An 18,529-nucleotide genomic window follows, 5' to 3' on the forward strand; every position below is an offset into this window, starting at 1 on the left:
ATCCAGTAAATGTGGATTGGATGAAGGAACCGGAGCCACTGTGCTCCGGGTGGGTGAGCCTAGATGAAGGAACCGAGAGCTCCGTCTCTCGGGTGGACTAGACGATAGACGAGGCAGCGTCTGAATATAACTCAATGAAGTCATGTAGTGACCAAATATCCTTAATAGGCATTTGATGTGACTGAGCATAGTTGTCCGAAGGACAACCAAATGCCGTAAATCGGCAGTTGACGATGGAACCGAGGCCACTGTGCCGAGGTATGACTGAGCTTATTAATTATAAATGTAATTCGTATAAGGAGCATTGATGAGAGAACTGAGATCTCTTGAGCTCGGATGGTGTGACCAAAAGGATGATTGACCGTAAATCGGTCAATTTGAGATACTGAATCAGATACTAAAGCGAATCGCCTTTTATGTCACTTTGGAATTGGATATAATTCGGTGAAAGAGGTTGGGGAAATATCGTTTAATATAAACTCCTAAGATCTCATATTGACCGATATATCCTTCCTTCTTACGACGTCTAATAATGCGTAGAGCCTTCTTAGCAAAAACCTCAGTAGACATCCCCTTAGATGTCTTTTGGTCCATCGTAGTTTGAGGTTTGCCATCACCAGTCAAAGCATTTTTCGACACATCGGTATGTATAAATCCCGGACAGAGAATCGTAACATCGATACCGTGGTTTTGAACTTCAAATCTCAATGAATCAAAATAACCTTGAATAGCGTGTTTGCTAGCCGCATAGGAAGACCTTAATGGGCTGCCAAATTTTCCAACAATACTGGAAACCACAACGACCTGACCTATTTTCCGCTTAATCATCGATGGCAATACCAACTGTGTCAAGGCAATAGTTCCAAAAAAATTGATCTCAAATAACCTCTTAGATACCGCCAATTGGGTGTCCAAAGCCATAGATCGCTGGCTTACTCCACCATTATTGATCAATACATCGATTTGACCACCAAATCCCAAAGCTTGGTTTACCAATGAAGGCAATTCATCTTGATTGGCTAGATTTAGAGGTAAAATATGTTTTTGCCCCAATCCACCACATTCTTGCTTAACCGATTCCAATTTTTCGACGTTCCTTGCCGACAAAATCAAATTGGCTCCCAAATCAGCAAATCCTTTGGCCATTGCTCTACCCAATCCCGCAGAGGCACCGGTGATCCAAATCCATTGGTCTTTATAAGTGGTATTCATCTAATCTTTTACTCTGTTTAATGAAAGTGCTTTTAGCATAAATTTTGGCAGGGCTTTTTCCGGTTTACGTTTACGCAAATCCAAATACCACCCCACTTTTTTCAAGATAGGAATTTTATGGGTTTCTACAAATTCAATTAAAGTCCCATCGGGATCTTCTACATAACTAAAATGACCTGCAGCTTCCCCCATATCGAAACTATTACTACTATCTACCGTAAAAGGTGAATTGTGAGATTCACATAGTTTTCTCATCTCATCCATTCCCACAATATCATAACACAGATGAATAAATCCTAAATCACCCCAATATCTGTTTTTATATATTTTGTTGGGTTGACGATCCAAGACTTGGATCAATTCAATCTCAGATTTTCCCAACATTTCAGAAAATGGCCCTCTATAAGGAGCTTCTCTAGTCAACAATACCCTTCTGTATTGGCTGGTATTACCACTCCAAGTCTTAGAACCAGCATAATCATCAGTCACATCGAATTTCACTTGATTATAGCCCAATATATTGGTGTAAAATTCAACCGATTTATCAATATTACTCACCCCTATTACTGCACCACTGATTCCTCCATTGTCTCGATACCTATTGCCGAACCAATGTTGGGACTCCACTACTTCAAATACATTGTCGTAAGGATCTTGAAAATAAAAATGAGGTCTACCTAAAGGATCCTTCTCAATACCAGAAAGCAATTTAACATTATTGCTTTCCATATGAGCAAAAGTATTACTTACATTTCTCGATTTTATCTTGGCTGCATTGATACCCAAATCTCCTGGCAATACATCAAATTCGGCTTTTTCAGGAGTTCTACTTACATACTGCCATATTTCAAAGCCCCCGCCGCCATTGAGGTTCATAGCAAGTATGGCATGTCTACTTTGAGGTTTTCCTCCAGTATATGGCAACATCAATCCCGCTTCCGCTGCTTCATCGAATATGGGAACATCCATACCAATGATCTTTCGATACCAAGCCCATGCTGCATGAACATCACTTACCCCTATGCCCATTTGTTGTATTCCACTAATATAAGGTTTCTGCATAATAATTCTTTGGTCTAAAATCGAATGAATAAATAATTATAGGGTCTTCTCTGCCCGCTTAATCGCAATATCTTCTTTTAAATTTTTCCACTTAGGTCCCATTAATTTATTCATTCCCTTATCCACTACAAAGTGTCTAGAAATATTCATCAATCCTTTGGCTCTAGTAAAAATAGATGCATTGGCACGTAAACTCAAAGAATATCCACCTACGACATAATGCATGAAATGCCAACAGCCCATAGGCATAAACAAGGTCTCTCCATGCTTGAGGATGGTTCGATATCCAGTAGCATTTTTAAGGGCCGGAAATTTATCGTAATCTGGATTTAGCACGTCGACGTGACTCTGTACAGTAAATGGATGATTGTATAAATATACTCCTTGATCTTCATCGAACAAAATACATTCCTTTTCTGTCTGAAAATGAGTGTGAAAAACACAAGAATAATCTATATCGTAGTGAAGATTGACACTGGATCCTGCCCCTCCAAAAAACATAAAAGGATATTTATCCATAAATCCTCCCATTACATTGGGCATGGAGAAGTCGTTGACCAATTCAGGTGCATGCTCAAAAATGTTGTACAAAAACATCCTGTAGTCAGTAGGCTCATTTTGTATCAAAGTCAAATAATCCCCCAACTTCATGTGGGTGGCAGGTGTCATATATCCCTTTCCCGGTTTGTGGTAATCTTTGGAAAATAATGGCACTTTTAGGTGACCATAATTATCTCTCAAAAAATCCCAAGTCCACTTATCTTTCGCTGGCCAATCCTCGGTTATATCGGTCAACACCACTGGTGTCTTGGTATTTAAATAATTTTTTTGAAAATCTCTTGGAGAAATTCCAGATACGCGCTCAATAGCTTTTAAATTCATACCCCATTATTTTTTATCGAAAATATCAGCGACTTCAACTTTGAATCCCTAATTTAACAATTATATAAAATTTAAAAAATAGTAAGTTTAAAAAAACAGGACGAATATACAACTTATCTTATTGAATGTACAGACTTAACTATGAATTAGGGTTAAGTTCAAGTAAAAATAAAAACCAACTTTACAGAGCCGTAAAATTTCTATACATTTAAGTAATGAATATGAAATATGAAAACGAAAAATGAAATAGTCCGCAATTGGCTCCCGAGATATACGGGAACTGAACTCAAAGATTTTGGCAGATACATTATAATTGTCAACTTCAATAATTACTTGGAATTATTCGCCAAATGGTATAATTGCGAGATAAAAGGTGATGGTCGGGCTATGAAATCGGCTACTCACGACAACATTACCATCATAAATTTTGGTATGGGCAGTCCCAATGCAGGTACCATTATTGACCTACTTACAGCCATTAAACCCAAGGCTGTGATCTTTTTGGGGAAATGTGGTGGATTGAAAATGAAAACAAATAAAGTAGGTGATTTAATCCTTCCTATTGCAGCCATTCGAGGTGAAGGTACATCCAATGACTACCTGCCACCTGAAATACCAGCACTGCCTGCCTTTGCTTTGCAAAAAGCCATCTCTACTACCATACGTGAATTTGGTCTCGACTACTGGACGGGAACGGTATACACCACCAACAAACGGGTATGGGAACACAGAGAAGACTTCAAAGACTACCTTCGAACCCTTCGAGCATTGGCTATAGATATGGAAACAGCCACCATCTTTGTAGCCGCATTTAAAAATCACATTCAGGCTGGAGCCCTTTTGCTGGTCTCCGATATCCCTATGGTGCCAGAAGGAGTAAAAACAGAAGCCAGTGATAAGGATGTCACTAAAAAATATGCAGAAGATCACCTTAAAATAGGCATTGAAAGTCTGCGCAAATTGATAAATAAATCGGTGACCATCAAACACCTTCGGTTCTAGTTGTCATTGTATTTGCTGTCCAATTGAACGTATCTCACTGATTAGGAGTTATTGTCCATCATTAAATAATACCACGATTAAGAATCCTCTATTAGAAGGAGGACATTAACTTTATACATTGCCCTAGGATTGCTTATTGTATAGCTGTTTTGAGAAAATGTAACATAAGGAGGAAGAGCCGAGAACCATGGTTGATGGTTGGAGTCCTGCCTGTAACCGATGATCCCGAGGTAAGCCATCAACTAACTACGTATTGATCAGGGTATAAAAAGACTATAAATTTGCTTCAAAAGAAGTAAATGAATAAATACGAAGAATTTGCTCATTTGCTTACAAGGAATTCTCTCCTATCGACAGAAAACATTTTTTTCTATTAAAATCAAAGTTTGATGTGAATTGAATGATACCATGAATGGTTATGCTCATGGATTTGTCACACTTTTTGCCGAAATAATCATATTATATCTAGTATCATTGAATTAAAACAATGATTATCTGTCAAAGAAAGCCTATAGAGCAAAAAGTCCGCCAAATCAACATTGTTTATACTTTATGGAATCTCGTCATGCCACAGTGGCTCTGGTTCCTTCAAGACAATTATATTATTACTGTGACAAGTACTTAAACTTGTCAATTTAAATGCAGTGTCGTCGCAGCACAGTGGCTGCGACTTCTCTCCCCGTAGACCGATTAACGGTCTACGATGCTTTGCATTTTGGTCGTTCACACCCGGAGCACAGTGGCTCCGGTTCCCTCATCCGATGGACATTTAGTCCATTGGGTTGTCCAACAGGACAACTTCATTCAGTCATCATCATCCAATCCACATTAATTGGATTGGGTACTTCGTACTGCATTTGGTCGTTCTCGCCAGAGTCCGATTTACGGGCCAACCCATCCACGACGCGGTGGTCGTGGCTCCTTCAAGCAATTATATTATTACTGTGACAAGTACTTAAACTTGTCAATTTAAATACAGTGTCGTCACAGCGCAGTGGCTGTGACTTCTCTCGCCAGAGCCCGATTTACGGGCTCTGGTGCTGCGCACTTCGCTCGTTCACCCACGGCTATTAACATATCATCCCTTCAGGATGACCGAATGAAGTGCAAAACCACCTATGATCCAATAGGGATCATCGATGAGAGAACCGAGATCTCTTGATCTCGGATGGATTAGCCAAAAGTATCATTGACCGCAAACCGGTCAATATGAGATAACCACTTTGGAAGATTAAAACATATGGCAATATAAAACTGTTACAGGAGCATAGTCAATGCCATATAAAATATAGAAAAAAGGATAGATGAGATTGCAATTGGTTTTTCCTCTGGATGGAGGCTGAGATTCTCTCTCTGTAACATATGTTACCAATTTAATCTCGAACACATCCTATCTTTGTTATATAAAAATAATCGCATTATGAAAGTAGAACAAATTTATACTGGATGCCTTGCCCAAGGAGCTTACTATATCGAAAGTAAGGGTGAAGCTGTCGTCATTGATCCCCTTCGAGAAGTGCAACCCTATATTGACAAAGCCCAAAAAAATGGTGCAAAAATAAAATATGTTTTAGAGACCCATTTTCATGCCGATTTTGTCAGTGGCCATATAGACCTAGCAAATAAAACTGGAGCAACCATAGTTTTTGGCCCCACTGCACAACCGGGATTTGAAGCCCATGTTGCTGAGGAAAATGAAATCCTTAAAGTAGGTGATGCCACTATCAGAGTCATCCACACTCCTGGACATACCATGGAAAGTACTTGCTATCTATTGTCGGATGAAGAAGGTAAAGATATAGGATTATTTACTGGAGACACCTTATTTATAGGGGATGTAGGACGACCTGATTTGGCTCAAAAAGTGGTCGCTGAATTGACCCAAGAAAAATTAGCCGGACACCTCTACGACTCACTACACGAAAAAATAATGCCGCTGGCCGATGACATTGTGGTCTATCCCGCCCATGGAGCTGGCTCTGCTTGTGGTAAAAACATGAGTAAAGAAACCACTGACTTGCTGGGCAATCAAAAGAAAAACAATTACGCCCTTCAACCTATGTCCAAGGAAGCATTTATCAAAAAAGTCTTACACGGATTAATGCCTCCTCCTAAATATTTTCCCGAGAATGTAATGATGAACATTCAGGGCTATGAAAGCATAGATAACGTCCTAAACAAGGGGCTACAGGCACTGGATCCAGAAGCATTCGAATCTATGGCCAATGAAACCGATGCCCTGCTCCTGGACACTAGAAATGCCCAAACCTTTGCCAAAGGTTTTATCCCCAATTCAATCAACATTGGGATCGATGGAAATTTTGCACCATGGGTTGGAGCCCTTATTCCCGATATCAAACAAAACATCTTACTTATAGCAGATGAAGGACGGGAAGAAGAAGTAGTTACCAGACTAGCGCGTGTGGGATACGATCACACCATTGGATATCTTAAAGGGGGATTCTCAGCTTGGCAAAAAGCGAACAAAGAAATTGACGAAATCACCTCTATATCTGTGGACACTCTAGCGCAATATCTGGAGGATAATCCCGAATTATCCATCCTCGATGTACGCAAAGAAAGTGAACATATTTCAGAACACATTATCGGTTCCACAAACCTAGCCTTAGATTATATCAATGAAAACATTGATCAAATAGACAAGGACAAGACCTACTATGTGCATTGTGCAGGTGGCTATAGATCTATGATTTTTACCTCTATCCTTAAGGCCAGAGGATTTGAAAATCTTATCGATGTCAGTGGAGGATTTAAAAGTATTAAAGAATCAGACAAATTCAATCTCAGTGAATACGTCTGCCCTACTACCCTACTGTAAATAAAATAACCGTAGATAGTGGTAAACAACCCCCATAGCTATAAATCATTTTTCCATCATTGTGGAAAAACATCAATAAAAGGTTGGTTCTAAATAAATTAGTTCAGGTAGAGTTCGAATTTTTTTTGGAACCACCTTTTCCCTAAATTTAAAACGATGAAAACATCGAGTAATCAGACAACATCGAAACTTATTGTCCAATATTAATTGACTCAAACAAATTGACAAGCTATTAATTCTCAATTCGATTCAATCACATTTATAATTAAAACAAAATATCATGTTTAAAATATTAAAAAACATTTTTTCACCGGCAGAAAAGGATGGCGGTTTAATTGATATCCTTAAAAACGATGCCTATCTGGTCGATGTCCGAAGTCCCTTAGAATATTCTTCCGGTAGTGTTAAAGGGGCAGTAAACATACCTTTAGACACCATTAAGAGTCAATTACCGAAATTTCAAAACAAAGAAAATATAGTGGTTTTCTGCAGAAGTGGTGCTAGAAGTAGTAGGGCCAAATCCATCCTAAAGAATTACGGTATAGAAGGGGTAATCAATGGTGGGTCTATGCAAAATGTACAAGCAGCTTTAAAAGCTTAATTGATGTAGTTAAACCCTGTAGAATATAGAGTAAATTACTCATATATTACTCTATATCCTCATGAAAGATGTAAGCTATTGTGAAAAACTCGAACCTGCAATAATACCTATTCTTCTTGCATTGGTTTTTGTATTTCCCAATCCTATAGCGCACAGTCGTAATTACTTATACTTTAAGTCAGCGTTTTTATTTACTATTGTTTAAATCAAATATTGTTATGATCATTCTCCATACAGAAATATTGATCTTATCTTAGGTAAAACAATTGGGACAGTTAAAGATATGACATCATACTAATACCATAAATTAATAATTAGATGTTAGAAAGGATATATAGACCATGGAATTTATTTAGAATTATTCGCCTCATCATTGGGGTGGTTGTCATTGCGACAGGGATAATAGATCACCAATATATGCTCATTCCTATAGGAGGGATATTTACGTTAATGACAATACTAGATTTAAACAATTGTTCCAATAATTGTCAAACCATTCCACGAAGGAACTACGGGGAAACTGAAAATATTATTTTCGAAGAAGTAAAATCTAAAGACTATGACCATTAGACTGCTTTTACTCATGTCTATTTTATCCTTGATGGCATGTAAGGACAATCAAACGTTAACGACGCAGGAAGAAGAACAGTATTTGCAGTTGGGCGATAGTATTTCCAATATTATGCAAAAAGAATTGTTGAAAAATGTAAAACAAGCCATCCAACAGCGAGGAATTGATTATGCTGTCGATTTTTGCAATGTTAAAGCTATTCCGCTCACCGATTCTTTGTCCATGTTCAATAATGTAAAAATTCAACGACTCTCAGACAAAAACAGAAATCCAAATAATGCCATTCATTCCCAAGCAGATAAAATGGCATGGGAGAAATTATCAACAGACAAAACTGACTTTATCGAAGTAGAATCTTCGAAGGATATTTTTTATTACAAACCCATAATATTGGCCTTGCCTACCTGTTTAAAATGCCATGGTTCGAGTTCTGATATTGCGGGAACTACCCAAGAAATGATTGATTTAAAATACCCCGCTGATAAGGCCGTAGGATATACAATGGGAGATTTGAGAGGGATGTGGAAAATTCAATTAAAATGAAACAATTAATAAAGCAAAATATATTGACCATCATTGGTTTATCCATTGGAGGAATAGCGGGATTTCTCTATTGGAACTACGTCGGTTGCACTTCGAATACCTGTGCGATTACTTCCCATCCATTGAACAGTAGTTTATATGGAGCCGTCATGGGAGGTTTATTGCTTTCAATGTTCAAATCAGAAAAGAGTGATAAAAATTCTGATAATAAAGAATAAGTAAGGGGCAACTTGCTATCTGAGGCCGAATATCAATAAATACGATGAAAGGCATTAAATAAAAAAAGACCGGCTTACAGTTTCCCCCTTGTAACAACCGGTCTAGACCATGAGTAAATTCGAAAAATCTACGAATTTATTTAATATCTATATAACTATAAACCCACCTTGAATATTATATTTCTCTATGTTTTAGAGGCTAGAATCAGACACTTTAACACATTCGGCAAGTTTAAAACTAGATTATAATTTCTGATGGAGAATAAATAGCCATTATCCATGAGAATCTACCCTCAACCAATACAAAACCAGTGACTCTTCCAAGCTCAGAGGAAAAACTCTAGCCATTATGACGAAATAAAGAATGCAGGTTAGGACTCAAAATTGTCGTAATAAATCCTATAAATCCTTGTCAAAGTGTCAAAATGGCAGAAACCTTGGAATGGCATAAGTTTTGAACCTTTGACATCACATATTAATTAGTTAAAAAAAATATTTTCAAAAATGGAAAAAGGTCACATTTCGGTACAAACGGAAAACATATTTCCCATTATTAAACAATATCTATATTCTGATCAAGAAATATTCTTAAGAGAACTTGTCTCCAATGCTGTCGATGCAAGCCAAAAGCTCAACACCCTTGCTAGGAAAGGAGTCTACAAAGGATCTACGGAAAATCTTAAAATCAATATTGCCATAGATGCCGAACAAAAGACATTAACCATTTCTGATCAGGGAATTGGTATGACGGCCGACGAAGTCAAAAAGTATTTAAATCAATTGGCTCTCTCTAGTGCCAATGATTTCTTAGAAAAATACAAAGACGAAGGAGCTGGCATTATCGGTCATTTTGGTCTGGGCTTCTATTCGGCCTTTATGGTTGCCGAAAAAGTAGAAGTGATTACCAAATCATGGCAAGAAGGCGCAGATGCCGTAAAATGGATATGCAGCGGTGATCCTTCCTATGAATTAGAAGCATCGGATAAAACCACTGTAGGTACAGATATTATTCTCTACATCAATCCCGAAGATGAAGAATATTTAGAAGAAAGTAAAATCAGAGGATTACTCGATAAATATTGCAAGTTTTTACCTATCCCCATCCAATTTGGTGAAAGAGACGAAGTTGTCCAAGAAGAAACAGGTGCTGAGGAAGAAGCAAGTGCTGATGATGAAAACAAAGAACCTAAAACCATAAAGGTTGCCAATATCATTAACAACACCCACCCTCTTTGGAAAAAAGGTCCCAGTGAATTAACCGATCAAGACTACATTGATTTCTACGATGAACTCTATCCCTACAGTGAAAAACCATTGTTTTGGATTCACCTAAACATCGATTTTCCATTTAACCTAACCGGGGTTTTATACTTCCCCAAAATTAACAATCAGTTGGAAGTTCAAAAGAACAAAATCCAATTGTATTCCAACCAAGTTTATGTTACTGATGAAGTGAAAGAAATCGTTCCGGAATTTTTAACTTTACTACACGGGGTGATTGATTCCCCAGACATTCCACTGAACGTATCTCGAAGTGCCTTACAAAGCGATCGAAATGTAAAGAAAATCACCGGTTATATTACTAAAAAGGTTGCAGAGAAATTAAAGGGATTGTTTACTGAAGATCGATCTAGCTACGAAGAAAAATGGAGTGATATAGGTGTCTTTGTAAAGTATGGTATGATCAGCGACGACAAATTCTACGATCGCACCAAAGACATTGCCTTGGTCAAAAATGTAGCCGATGAATCCTACACTTTAAATGAATACTTCGACAAAATCAAGGATAACCAAACCGACAAAAACGACGTCAAAGTAGCCATATATGCATTCAACAAAGAGGCGCAAGACAGTTATATAACAGATGCCACCAACTATGGTTATGACGTATTGGTCCTAGACCAAGTCCTAGACAATCACTTTATACAGAATATTGAACAAAAATGGGATAAAGTAAGATTTGCCAGAGTTGATAGCGAAACCGTAGACCAATTGGTCGCTAAGGAAGAAAAGCTAGAAACTGCTCTCAGTGAGAAGGAAGAAGAAAAATTGAAAACCCTCTTTACTTCTACCCTCAGCATAGCCGATCATCAATTTCAGATAAGACCATTGCCCGCAGATTCTGCACCGGTACAAATCGTAAAACCAGAATTTATGCGCCGAATGGAAGATATGCAACGTCTTCAGTCTGGTCAAATGGCCATGGGCAGCATGAATATATACCAAGTAGTGGTAAATGGCAATCACCCTCTTATCGCCAAAAAGTTGATCAATATGAGATCGGAAGATAAGAAACAAGAGTTCACTAAATACCTCTACAACCTTGCTTTATTAAATCAAAACATGTTACAAGGTAAATCCTTGACTGAGTTTATGAAGCAGAGTTTGGAATACGCAGGCAACTAAAAATCGTAAGATCATAAAAAACTAAAGGTCGTACTGCTTATAAGTATTACGACCTTTTTATTTTTTTAGATTTGGTCTACCTCTTTGATTATCTTATCCCTAATGTAATTGAAATTAAATGGGAAACACTAAAAATCAAGGCCCAATGAAAAATGCAACATGGGTTTCTCTATCGCACCTGAATCTATTCCCCATGCATAATCACCTCGAACAAAGTAGCCAAATAGATTCAATCGAACACCACCTCCGTAACCTACTACAAAGGGATCTCTGAAATAGTGAATTTTCGCAGATAGAATTGGAGGTCTTTCAATTTCAACAAAGTTAATTGGATTATTGGGATCATAGGGATCTTTGCCTTCCCAAGCCATACCAGCATCAAAGAATCCAACCACTTGAAAATCCTTGAGAATGCGGCTTTTCATGTTCTTACCGAAAATATATTGAAAAATTGGAACCCTCAATTCCACATTGGTCAACATGTGATTGTTGCCACTTCTGACATTGCTTTTAAACCCTCTTAAGCTTGGAGCTATAGTCTGAAAAGCATAAGTATATCGATAATTGGTTCGTCCATCATCGTTAAACTGAGGAATGATTTCATTGTCTGCTCCCCCTAGGTAATAAAGTATTTTTTCAGGCCCCAAGCTCACCGCGCCTGCTCCACGCACAGCAAATACACTGTGTTTAAGGACTGGCAAATAATGTCTAATATCAAACCCCAAAACCGCGAGATAACCTTCTGCAAAATCAAACTTAAAGTCTTCAATAAATTGAATCTCCACTTTCTTCATGGCTTCGGCAAACAATTTGGCTCGTGTGCCAAAACGAATATTGGTAGAATAGATAAATGAATTGTCAAATACGTATTCCAATTTTAAACCCAAGCGCTGAGATACATCGGGAGGGGTATTTAATTCGGCCACTGAGGTTGGCTTAATTATGGTTTTATCTTGACGTAGCGTAAATTTTGCTCTTATACTATTGTAAAAATCCAGAGGATAGGTAAGGCCATATTGACCTAAAAGCACTTCATATTTCTGTCCTCCTTGAAGACCGGAATCCGTAGGAAATCGATCGGATTGAACCTTGCGATAAAAAGCCACGTTCTTATCGAGTCGATGCTTAAGGTCTCTGTATATTAGATAATATTCTGCCGCATTGAAACTTGGAGGGAAGCGAACTCCTCCTTCAAATTCGTAATCTTCAAACAAATCTTTTACCACTACTTTACCCAATAAGCCTGTGGGAATTCTTTCATAGCTTCCGGCTTCTCCGGCATAGCTATCCAATCCATCGAAGAGCAACTCATTGTTGAAATCGAATGAACTCTCGAAAATATTGAACTGCCAGCGATAGGGCACGACCTTAGAAGATTCTATATCTATAAAATCACTCTTTGCCACCGGCAATATCTTTTTGTCGCCATATGATAGATTGGTAAAAATCTCTGTTTTAGTCCTAAATAAACTGTCTAAAAACTGCTGAGAAAATATATTCTCATATTCTGATTGAAACTTTTGATTGGGATCGTATTCTGCCTTTCTCAGTGAATCGCGTTTGGTTTGAGCATCCATTTTTCGATCGAGATACTGATAGTAAGCCACCGGGTCGACATCGGCCATTTGAGGAATACCACTTTGATCAAACGAATGATATTTCTCTTTATACATCAAGGTATACAGTAGAGATTCCTTCTCTGGAGAGACAATGGCTGAAGAAAGATGACTATTTAAATCCGTTAAATACGATACATTAGAAGTTTGCACTTGATATGTTGGGAATCCTGTAAGTAATCCTTGATCCACAGAATCTTTCTTTTCCTTCTCTATTTCATAATACTTATTAAAAAACCGATAGACAAAGGTAGAATCTTCCCTCATCAGTTGATAGGGTACCATGGCTAAATTTTGAATCCCGGTAGCGTCTGTGGAAAAAAATACGGCCTTATCAGTGGCCTTAACCAACTTGACCTTTTCACTTTTGGATTGATAAATAGGAAATATGTTCAATGGACTATCCCAGTCCATCATCCAAATGTCTGAAGTGGTAATATTGGGAATACTATCGGTTTGCCAATTGGTCAAACTCTTTCGATCTCTATTGGATTGGAATGAAATAAAGGTGCCCTCATTGTGTTTTACTACTTCGGGATACATATCAGCATAGTAGTCATTCATCAACCGATCCGACTGCCTGGTCTTGATGTCGTAGCGATACAAGTCAATATTCCCCAAGGTCAATCCCGACATCACCAAATATCTGTCGTCGATAAAATCAAAACCAAAAATACGCTCGAATCGTTCGGGAAGTAGTTGTTCAAAATATTCTTTTGAAGCAATATTGATAATCCTCAGATAAATTTTATCCCGTCTTTCATAGATAATGGCCAAATCATTGCCATTATCTGACCATCGCAAGCTGGGATAGTTTTCATCTACAGGAAGAAAAGGATTTCTTGTTCCATATTGAAAGATCCTCTTTTTTTGTTTGGTTTCTAGATCTCTTAAGAATATTTTATATCTACCTTCAAAATTAGATACATAGGCCACTTGATTTAGACTGGGATGGTATTCGCCATCGGTAATTTTTGCTCGTCCACGCTTCCAAAGTTTCCATTCTTCTGCATCTACCGGCAATATGACCTCTCTATTTTCAATTTCGTAAATAGACTCGAAGAAGTTTTTCCACTGAACGATCATCTGATCGATCTTCACCCCAAATACAAAATTAAAGGCTTCATCTAAATCCTTATTGAGTTTGGTTAAATACAATAAATTGGGAATAACACTTTTGCCATAAGTAGTGGCTAAGAAATACCAAAAGCTGTGGCCTGTCAATATGGGTTCAACCTTTTGCATTTTATTAAAGTTCAATTTCCCCTTTTTCAATGCGAGGTATTGTCTAAATGAATCATCGACTTCTTGATTCCAATCCCCTCCCGCAAATGATATCAAACCATTTAAAAACCAGTCGGGCAATTTCTTGGCATAATTGGTTTGAAATCCCGCTTCGATTTTACCTCCTAAGAACATATCATTGATTAATATGCCGCAAAGCCCCTCTCTAATATTTTTCTCTAAGAGGGTAAGATCTCCAGTGTAATAGACAAAAACCTTGTTATTGACTATGGAAACCAATTCATTTTCTTTGTACAATATTTCATCTTCGCCAATATTGCTCTGGTTTTGATCACCCATTTCGGAGAATACCAACAATTCAATCTTGTGGTTCATCTTGTGCTCGAGGAGATCCAATATTTCAGGATATTCTTTTTCTGCGATTTTGGCAGCTGCATAACCGATATCTCTCGATTTGCCATACCAATAGGTCTTGATATTGTCACTTTTATAATAACTCCATTGGTCAAAATCGTCGTGATACTGTACCCTATTCTTGCCAAACTGGACAGTAGATACCTGTCCTTGCACCACTGACTGCAACGAAAATAAAAATACTATTACAAAAAAATATATTCTCAAGGTTTCTTCTTTACATTTACTATAGGGTTAATTTACAAATAATATATTTTCAAATCACCTAGAAATGCAGGAAATAACAATAAAAAAATTTACATTCAACGATTTTCAAGAAAATACCTACGTTTTATCCCATTCTGAAAGGGAAGCCATCATTATAGATCCCGGCTGTAATTCGAAGTTAGAACTCAAAATGCTATTTAAATATATTGCCGACCATAAATTGGAAGTTAAATTGATTGTTAATACCCATTGCCACATTGACCATGTCCTCGGCAACGCCGATGTAGTAGACCAATACCTATGTCCACTCTGGGCTCCAATTGGGGAAAAGGAAGTTTTGCATTCTATGCCAGCTGTAGCCAATTTATACGGTATGTCGTATACCCCGTCACCAGAACCCGACTACTGGTACGACGACAACGATAATATCACATTAGGTCAACACAGCCTTCAAATCATCAATGTACCGGGCCATTCTCCAGACAGCATGGTGCTCTATTCTTCCACCGGACAGTGGGCGATTGCCGGAGATGTTTTGTTTAGAGACAGCATTGGGAGAACGGACTTACCCGGAGGGAATCATCAAACCTTATTGACCAACATTAAAGAAAAAATGTATACATTGCCCGACGAAACGGTAATATATCCAGGTCATGGACCAGAAACTACGATTGGTTACGAAAGAAGTAACAATCCCTTTGTTCGCGGATAATCTTATATCAAAAATTAATATACAGCGATGAAAAACATCTTTTACACCACATTGAGTTTAATCTTCATTATGAGCTCTTCACAATTGAGAGCTCAATCAAAACTATCCTTTGACCATTTGGCCATCATCGTTAAAGACGTAGATGTAGCTGCAGAATTTTACGCTGAAGTATTGGGTCTTGAAGAGATAGACTGCCCTCTGGATCCGGCCATACGCCGATGGTTTTCTATGGGTGGTAATGTTGCATTACATTTAATCGAGGAAGAAAAATTAAAACACAAAAGACATAAATCAGCACACTTCGCATTATTTACCGATGACTTTGATTTGTTAATGGAGAAACTTCAAACAAAGAAAATACAGTATTCGACTTGGAAAGGTGAAAAGAACAAATTCACCGTTCGTCCTGATGGTGTTAGACAATTGTACATCCAAGATCCCTATAAAAACTGGATAGAGATTAACGAGAATCGATAGAACATCTATTTATTTCTTACAAAATAGCTGTCACATCCATCCAAGGGTGATAGATAAAATAGTAATTGATCTTCCGTCATATAGACTTCTCCATCGATAAACTCAACGGGGTCTAAGGTTTGAATTTTGAAACCGAAATCATCCTTTACCACTGAATATTCAATTTCTTCAGTAATTTCCCCCTCCTTGGCTACAGTGATAATATTTTTTGAAAATACATAGATTAAATCCGAACGCAACACCGTCTCGCAATCGGCGTCAACAGCACAACATTTTGACTCTTTAAATTTCCATCCCCCCATTAATGCATTGTGGAAGGTAGTAAGATTCCATTGAGATTTAACATGGCGGGCATATAAGTCATCGAAACTCAAGACCTCTGGTTCGGTAGCACTTTTTTCACAACCAAAACACAGGACAATGCAAATAGCTATGAAAGTAGTCCTACTTTTCATCAATAAATATTTCATCTGTATATTTTTTTTTAAAAATTCAGTCCCAAAGACATTACCAATCGCTTATAAGTCAAATCAAATCTAGAGATCTGATTGCCTTTTACAGTAGCAAATTCGTTTTGTTGCCACTGCATTCCCAATCCCAACTCAGCAGATAAACCCTGCCAGCTGGGTAATCTCAATCCCAATCCAGGTCTCAGTGTCATCCCTCCTTTGTGGTCAAGTAAGTGACTATCTTGGTATTGCACACCCAAACTATATCCAGCGTTTATGCGTAGGAAGGGTGACATTTCATAAGGTCGGATATAATAAGTAGTCGAAAACAAGATGGGTATGAGATATTCACTATAATCAGCATTATAAGAATCCATTCCCGTCAACAACCCCAAAGACCAGTGCTGATTCAAACTATAGGCCATACGTAACTGAACACTTATACCATTTAGTCTTCCATTTTGGGGGCCTACCGTGTTGGTGTTGTAGTTTATTTCACCTCCAATATCCAAATGATTTTTCAGGCGTGTAAGACCAGGTCTTCTTTCATCAAAGGATGTCATCACCTTCATATCCTCAATTAATTCCTGTGGTAAGCCCAAACTCAACTGTTTCTTGGTCTCTATGTAGACCTTTTCACCTAGGCTATCAATGGACAGTAATTTTCCTTTATAAGTTTTACCTGAAGACAGGGTAATTTTTACCAAGTCTTGATCTTGAGCATTTAATGGCCCCAGGTAAAATATTAGCCAAGTGAAAACAAATAGGATGATTGTCTTTTTCATGGCTTATCAACCGTTATTTCACTTAACAATTTGGGATTATCTCTTTCTGATATATCGAACTGTGTAAATCCATCATCACCGATGACCATGAGAATATCATTGCCAAGAGCAATAACATCGTTGGCTTTAATTGATTTTATATGATTTAACAATTTGACATCATCTCTCTGAGAAACATCTAATATTTTCAATCCAAAATCACCTTCACATAAATACAGGTATTTATCCAGTAGTGAAATGCCTTGAGGTTGAATCATCTCATAGGTTCGAATAAGATAAGGAGCATTAATATTTTCCACATCGATTACGTCCAATTGATTGACAAAGCCATTGCATTCATTGCCACTGCGCAAGGTAACAAAGGCTGTATTGTCATTGGCTACTACAGGATCACAGGCATTGGCATGACTAAAAGAGGATTGTAACTCAGGACGGTAGGGATCTTCCAAAGAAAAAATAAACATTCCACTAGTAGAACCGATAAACAATTTGTCTTTAAACGGATAAATGGTCTCAATCCCCCAACCTATATTGGTAGAACTTATTTCTCTTGGTTTTTTTTGATCGCTGATATCAAAGGTCAATAATTGGCTGTCATTGACCCAATAGAGGGTATTGTGACTTATAGTCATCCTTGCCGTAGATCCACCCACTCCTGGATCACCTCCTCCGGAACTGTTACTAGCATCGGCAGCCAAAAAATCAACTTCAGGTCTACCTTGCCAAAAAATATTACCAGTCTGTCGATCTGTCCAACGCACAGAATTAAATTCAGGATCTGAACAATCTATGGTTTCTACTCTATCAGTTTTTTCATAATATGCCAAATACCCCCTATTATTTTCAAAGTAGTAATCATTGGATACATCAGATACTCTGCTGGTCTCTTCAGGAGATAGTGGATTGGAAATATCAATAGACAATAAGTGTCCAAACTTATTGGCTAAAATTTGATTTTTTATTATGGCAAAATGAGTATTCCCCAGTATAGATATAAATGATACCGCTTGTGGATTGTTGGGATCAGAATTGTCAAAAATATGAATTCCTTTGTTCAATTCATTGATAAAAAGGTAGTCTTGATAAGTGTATATGATCCCGGGCTGTTGGAGTGGACGCGGTTCTAATACTGAAATCCCCTCATTGTACTGCTCTTCAGACAAATATACGGGTTCATAGACAGCGTATTCCAATTTTTCAACACATTCATCTTTTAGACAAGATGTAAAAATTCCAGAAGCGAGAACCATAAAGGTTAAAATAGCTAATTTATTCATTTCCATTAGAT

The 18,529-nt window shown here is 37.7% G+C and carries 17 protein-coding genes; 10 read left to right on the top strand and 7 right to left on the bottom strand.

All coding sequences use genetic code 11. The features are described 5' to 3' along the window. Positions 1–414: 414 nt before the first annotated feature. Genes LVD51_RS06910 through LVD51_RS06920 form a run of 3 tightly spaced genes read right to left on the bottom strand, consistent with a single transcriptional unit; the run spans position 415 to position 3,156 of the window. Entirely contained in the window at positions 415–1,212 is a 798-nt protein-coding gene (locus LVD51_RS06910) for an SDR family oxidoreductase (protein WP_236970476.1), read from the bottom strand. Beyond that, positions 1,213–2,274, bottom strand: a complete 1,062-nt coding sequence (locus tag LVD51_RS06915) for a VOC family protein (RefSeq protein ID WP_236970477.1) — start codon at positions 2,272–2,274, stop codon at positions 1,213–1,215. It abuts the gene before it with no gap. A gap of 36 nt (positions 2,275–2,310) precedes the next feature. Then, complete coding sequence (locus tag LVD51_RS06920; RefSeq protein WP_236970478.1) at positions 2,311–3,156, bottom strand: cupin-like domain-containing protein; 846 nt, start codon at positions 3,154–3,156, stop codon at positions 2,311–2,313. Positions 3,157–3,384: 228 nt separating this feature from the next. On the opposite strand from LVD51_RS06920, the gene LVD51_RS06925 reads away from it, so the two are divergent. The 8 genes from LVD51_RS06925 (at position 3,385) to htpG (ending at position 11,336) form a co-directional block, all read left to right on the top strand. Then, positions 3,385–4,158 (top strand): AMP nucleosidase, encoded by a 774-nt coding sequence (locus tag LVD51_RS06925; protein WP_236970479.1) that lies wholly within the window; start codon positions 3,385–3,387, stop codon positions 4,156–4,158. 639 nt (positions 4,159–4,797) lie between these two features. Further along, positions 4,798–5,106: a hypothetical protein gene (locus LVD51_RS06930; RefSeq protein WP_236970480.1), complete on the top strand. Its 309-nt coding sequence runs from the start codon at positions 4,798–4,800 to the stop codon at positions 5,104–5,106. Positions 5,107–5,578: 472 nt separating this feature from the next. After that, the gene (locus LVD51_RS06935; RefSeq protein WP_236970481.1) at positions 5,579–6,997 is read left to right on the top strand and encodes an MBL fold metallo-hydrolase; all 1,419 of its coding nucleotides are present in this window, start codon (positions 5,579–5,581) and stop codon (positions 6,995–6,997) included. 280 nt (positions 6,998–7,277) lie between these two features. After that, the gene (locus LVD51_RS06940) at positions 7,278–7,598 is read left to right on the top strand and encodes a rhodanese-like domain-containing protein (protein WP_236970482.1); all 321 of its coding nucleotides are present in this window, start codon (positions 7,278–7,280) and stop codon (positions 7,596–7,598) included. Between the two features lie 318 nt (positions 7,599–7,916). Continuing rightward, positions 7,917–8,168, top strand: a complete 252-nt coding sequence (locus LVD51_RS06945) for a hypothetical protein (protein ID WP_236970483.1) — start codon at positions 7,917–7,919, stop codon at positions 8,166–8,168. Beyond that, positions 8,158–8,712 carry a Tll0287-like domain-containing protein gene (locus tag LVD51_RS06950; RefSeq protein ID WP_236970484.1) on the top strand — a complete coding sequence of 185 codons (555 nt, stop codon included), beginning with the start codon at positions 8,158–8,160 and terminating at the stop codon, positions 8,710–8,712. Before LVD51_RS06945 ends, LVD51_RS06950 begins: the two co-directional genes overlap by 11 nt. Continuing rightward, positions 8,709–8,930 (top strand): DUF6132 family protein, encoded by a 222-nt coding sequence (locus LVD51_RS06955; RefSeq protein ID WP_236970485.1) that lies wholly within the window; start codon positions 8,709–8,711, stop codon positions 8,928–8,930. Before LVD51_RS06950 ends, LVD51_RS06955 begins: the two co-directional genes overlap by 4 nt. 504 nt (positions 8,931–9,434) lie before the next feature. After that, positions 9,435–11,336, top strand: coding sequence for a molecular chaperone HtpG (htpG, locus tag LVD51_RS06960; protein WP_236970486.1), 1,902 nt, complete (start codon positions 9,435–9,437; stop codon positions 11,334–11,336). A 128-nt stretch (positions 11,337–11,464) separates the two neighbouring features. Here the strand turns inward: htpG and LVD51_RS06965 are convergent, their stop codons facing one another. Next, a complete protein-coding gene (locus LVD51_RS06965; protein ID WP_236970487.1) occupies positions 11,465–14,818 on the bottom strand; it encodes a hypothetical protein in 3,354 nt (1,117 codons plus the stop codon). Between the two features lie 64 nt (positions 14,819–14,882). On the opposite strand from LVD51_RS06965, the gene LVD51_RS06970 reads away from it, so the two are divergent. Further along, the gene (locus tag LVD51_RS06970; RefSeq protein WP_236970488.1) at positions 14,883–15,530 is read left to right on the top strand and encodes an MBL fold metallo-hydrolase; all 648 of its coding nucleotides are present in this window, start codon (positions 14,883–14,885) and stop codon (positions 15,528–15,530) included. Positions 15,531–15,557: 27 nt separating this feature from the next. Further along, entirely contained in the window at positions 15,558–16,007 is a 450-nt protein-coding gene (locus LVD51_RS06975) for a VOC family protein (RefSeq protein WP_236970489.1), read from the top strand. A 5-nt stretch (positions 16,008–16,012) separates the two neighbouring features. On the opposite strand, the gene LVD51_RS06980 is transcribed toward LVD51_RS06975, so the two are convergent. From LVD51_RS06980 to LVD51_RS06990, 3 genes are read right to left on the bottom strand one after another with little or no spacing between them, the layout of a single operon-like run. Further along, positions 16,013–16,477 (bottom strand): hypothetical protein, encoded by a 465-nt coding sequence (locus tag LVD51_RS06980; protein ID WP_236970490.1) that lies wholly within the window; start codon positions 16,475–16,477, stop codon positions 16,013–16,015. A 14-nt stretch (positions 16,478–16,491) separates the two neighbouring features. Then, positions 16,492–17,241, bottom strand: coding sequence for a hypothetical protein (locus LVD51_RS06985; RefSeq protein ID WP_236970491.1), 750 nt, complete (start codon positions 17,239–17,241; stop codon positions 16,492–16,494). After that, positions 17,238–18,518: an LVIVD repeat-containing protein gene (locus LVD51_RS06990; RefSeq protein ID WP_236970492.1), complete on the bottom strand. Its 1,281-nt coding sequence runs from the start codon at positions 18,516–18,518 to the stop codon at positions 17,238–17,240. The genes LVD51_RS06985 and LVD51_RS06990 overlap by 4 nt, the downstream gene beginning before the upstream one ends. Between the last annotated feature and the right edge of the window lie 11 nt (positions 18,519–18,529).

It is taken from the genome of Membranihabitans marinus, assembly GCF_021729155.1.
Classification (GTDB): domain Bacteria; phylum Bacteroidota; class Bacteroidia; order Chitinophagales; family Saprospiraceae; genus Membranihabitans; species Membranihabitans marinus.

Excerpts from the sequence above, each read along its gene's own strand:
- LVD51_RS06910 (WP_236970476.1), bottom strand. The coding sequence starts at position 1,212 with ATGAATACCACTTATAAAGACCAATGGATTTGGATCACCGGTGCCTCT.
- LVD51_RS06925 (WP_236970479.1), top strand. The coding sequence starts at position 3,385 with ATGAAAACGAAAAATGAAATAGTCCGCAATTGGCTCCCGAGATATACG.
- LVD51_RS06980 (WP_236970490.1), bottom strand. The coding sequence starts at position 16,477 with ATGAAATATTTATTGATGAAAAGTAGGACTACTTTCATAGCTATTTGC.
- LVD51_RS06915 (WP_236970477.1), bottom strand. The coding sequence starts at position 2,274 with ATGCAGAAACCTTATATTAGTGGAATACAACAAATGGGCATAGGGGTA.
- LVD51_RS06955 (WP_236970485.1), top strand. The coding sequence starts at position 8,709 with ATGAAACAATTAATAAAGCAAAATATATTGACCATCATTGGTTTATCC.
- LVD51_RS06935 (WP_236970481.1), top strand. The coding sequence starts at position 5,579 with ATGAAAGTAGAACAAATTTATACTGGATGCCTTGCCCAAGGAGCTTAC.
- LVD51_RS06930 (WP_236970480.1), top strand. The coding sequence starts at position 4,798 with ATGCAGTGTCGTCGCAGCACAGTGGCTGCGACTTCTCTCCCCGTAGAC.
- LVD51_RS06975 (WP_236970489.1), top strand. The coding sequence starts at position 15,558 with ATGAAAAACATCTTTTACACCACATTGAGTTTAATCTTCATTATGAGC.
- htpG (WP_236970486.1), top strand. The coding sequence starts at position 9,435 with ATGGAAAAAGGTCACATTTCGGTACAAACGGAAAACATATTTCCCATT.
- LVD51_RS06970 (WP_236970488.1), top strand. The coding sequence starts at position 14,883 with ATGCAGGAAATAACAATAAAAAAATTTACATTCAACGATTTTCAAGAA.
- LVD51_RS06945 (WP_236970483.1), top strand. The coding sequence starts at position 7,917 with ATGTTAGAAAGGATATATAGACCATGGAATTTATTTAGAATTATTCGC.
- LVD51_RS06990 (WP_236970492.1), bottom strand. The coding sequence starts at position 18,518 with ATGAATAAATTAGCTATTTTAACCTTTATGGTTCTCGCTTCTGGAATT.
- LVD51_RS06950 (WP_236970484.1), top strand. The coding sequence starts at position 8,158 with ATGACCATTAGACTGCTTTTACTCATGTCTATTTTATCCTTGATGGCA.
- LVD51_RS06940 (WP_236970482.1), top strand. The coding sequence starts at position 7,278 with ATGTTTAAAATATTAAAAAACATTTTTTCACCGGCAGAAAAGGATGGC.
- LVD51_RS06985 (WP_236970491.1), bottom strand. The coding sequence starts at position 17,241 with ATGAAAAAGACAATCATCCTATTTGTTTTCACTTGGCTAATATTTTAC.
- LVD51_RS06920 (WP_236970478.1), bottom strand. The coding sequence starts at position 3,156 with ATGAATTTAAAAGCTATTGAGCGCGTATCTGGAATTTCTCCAAGAGAT.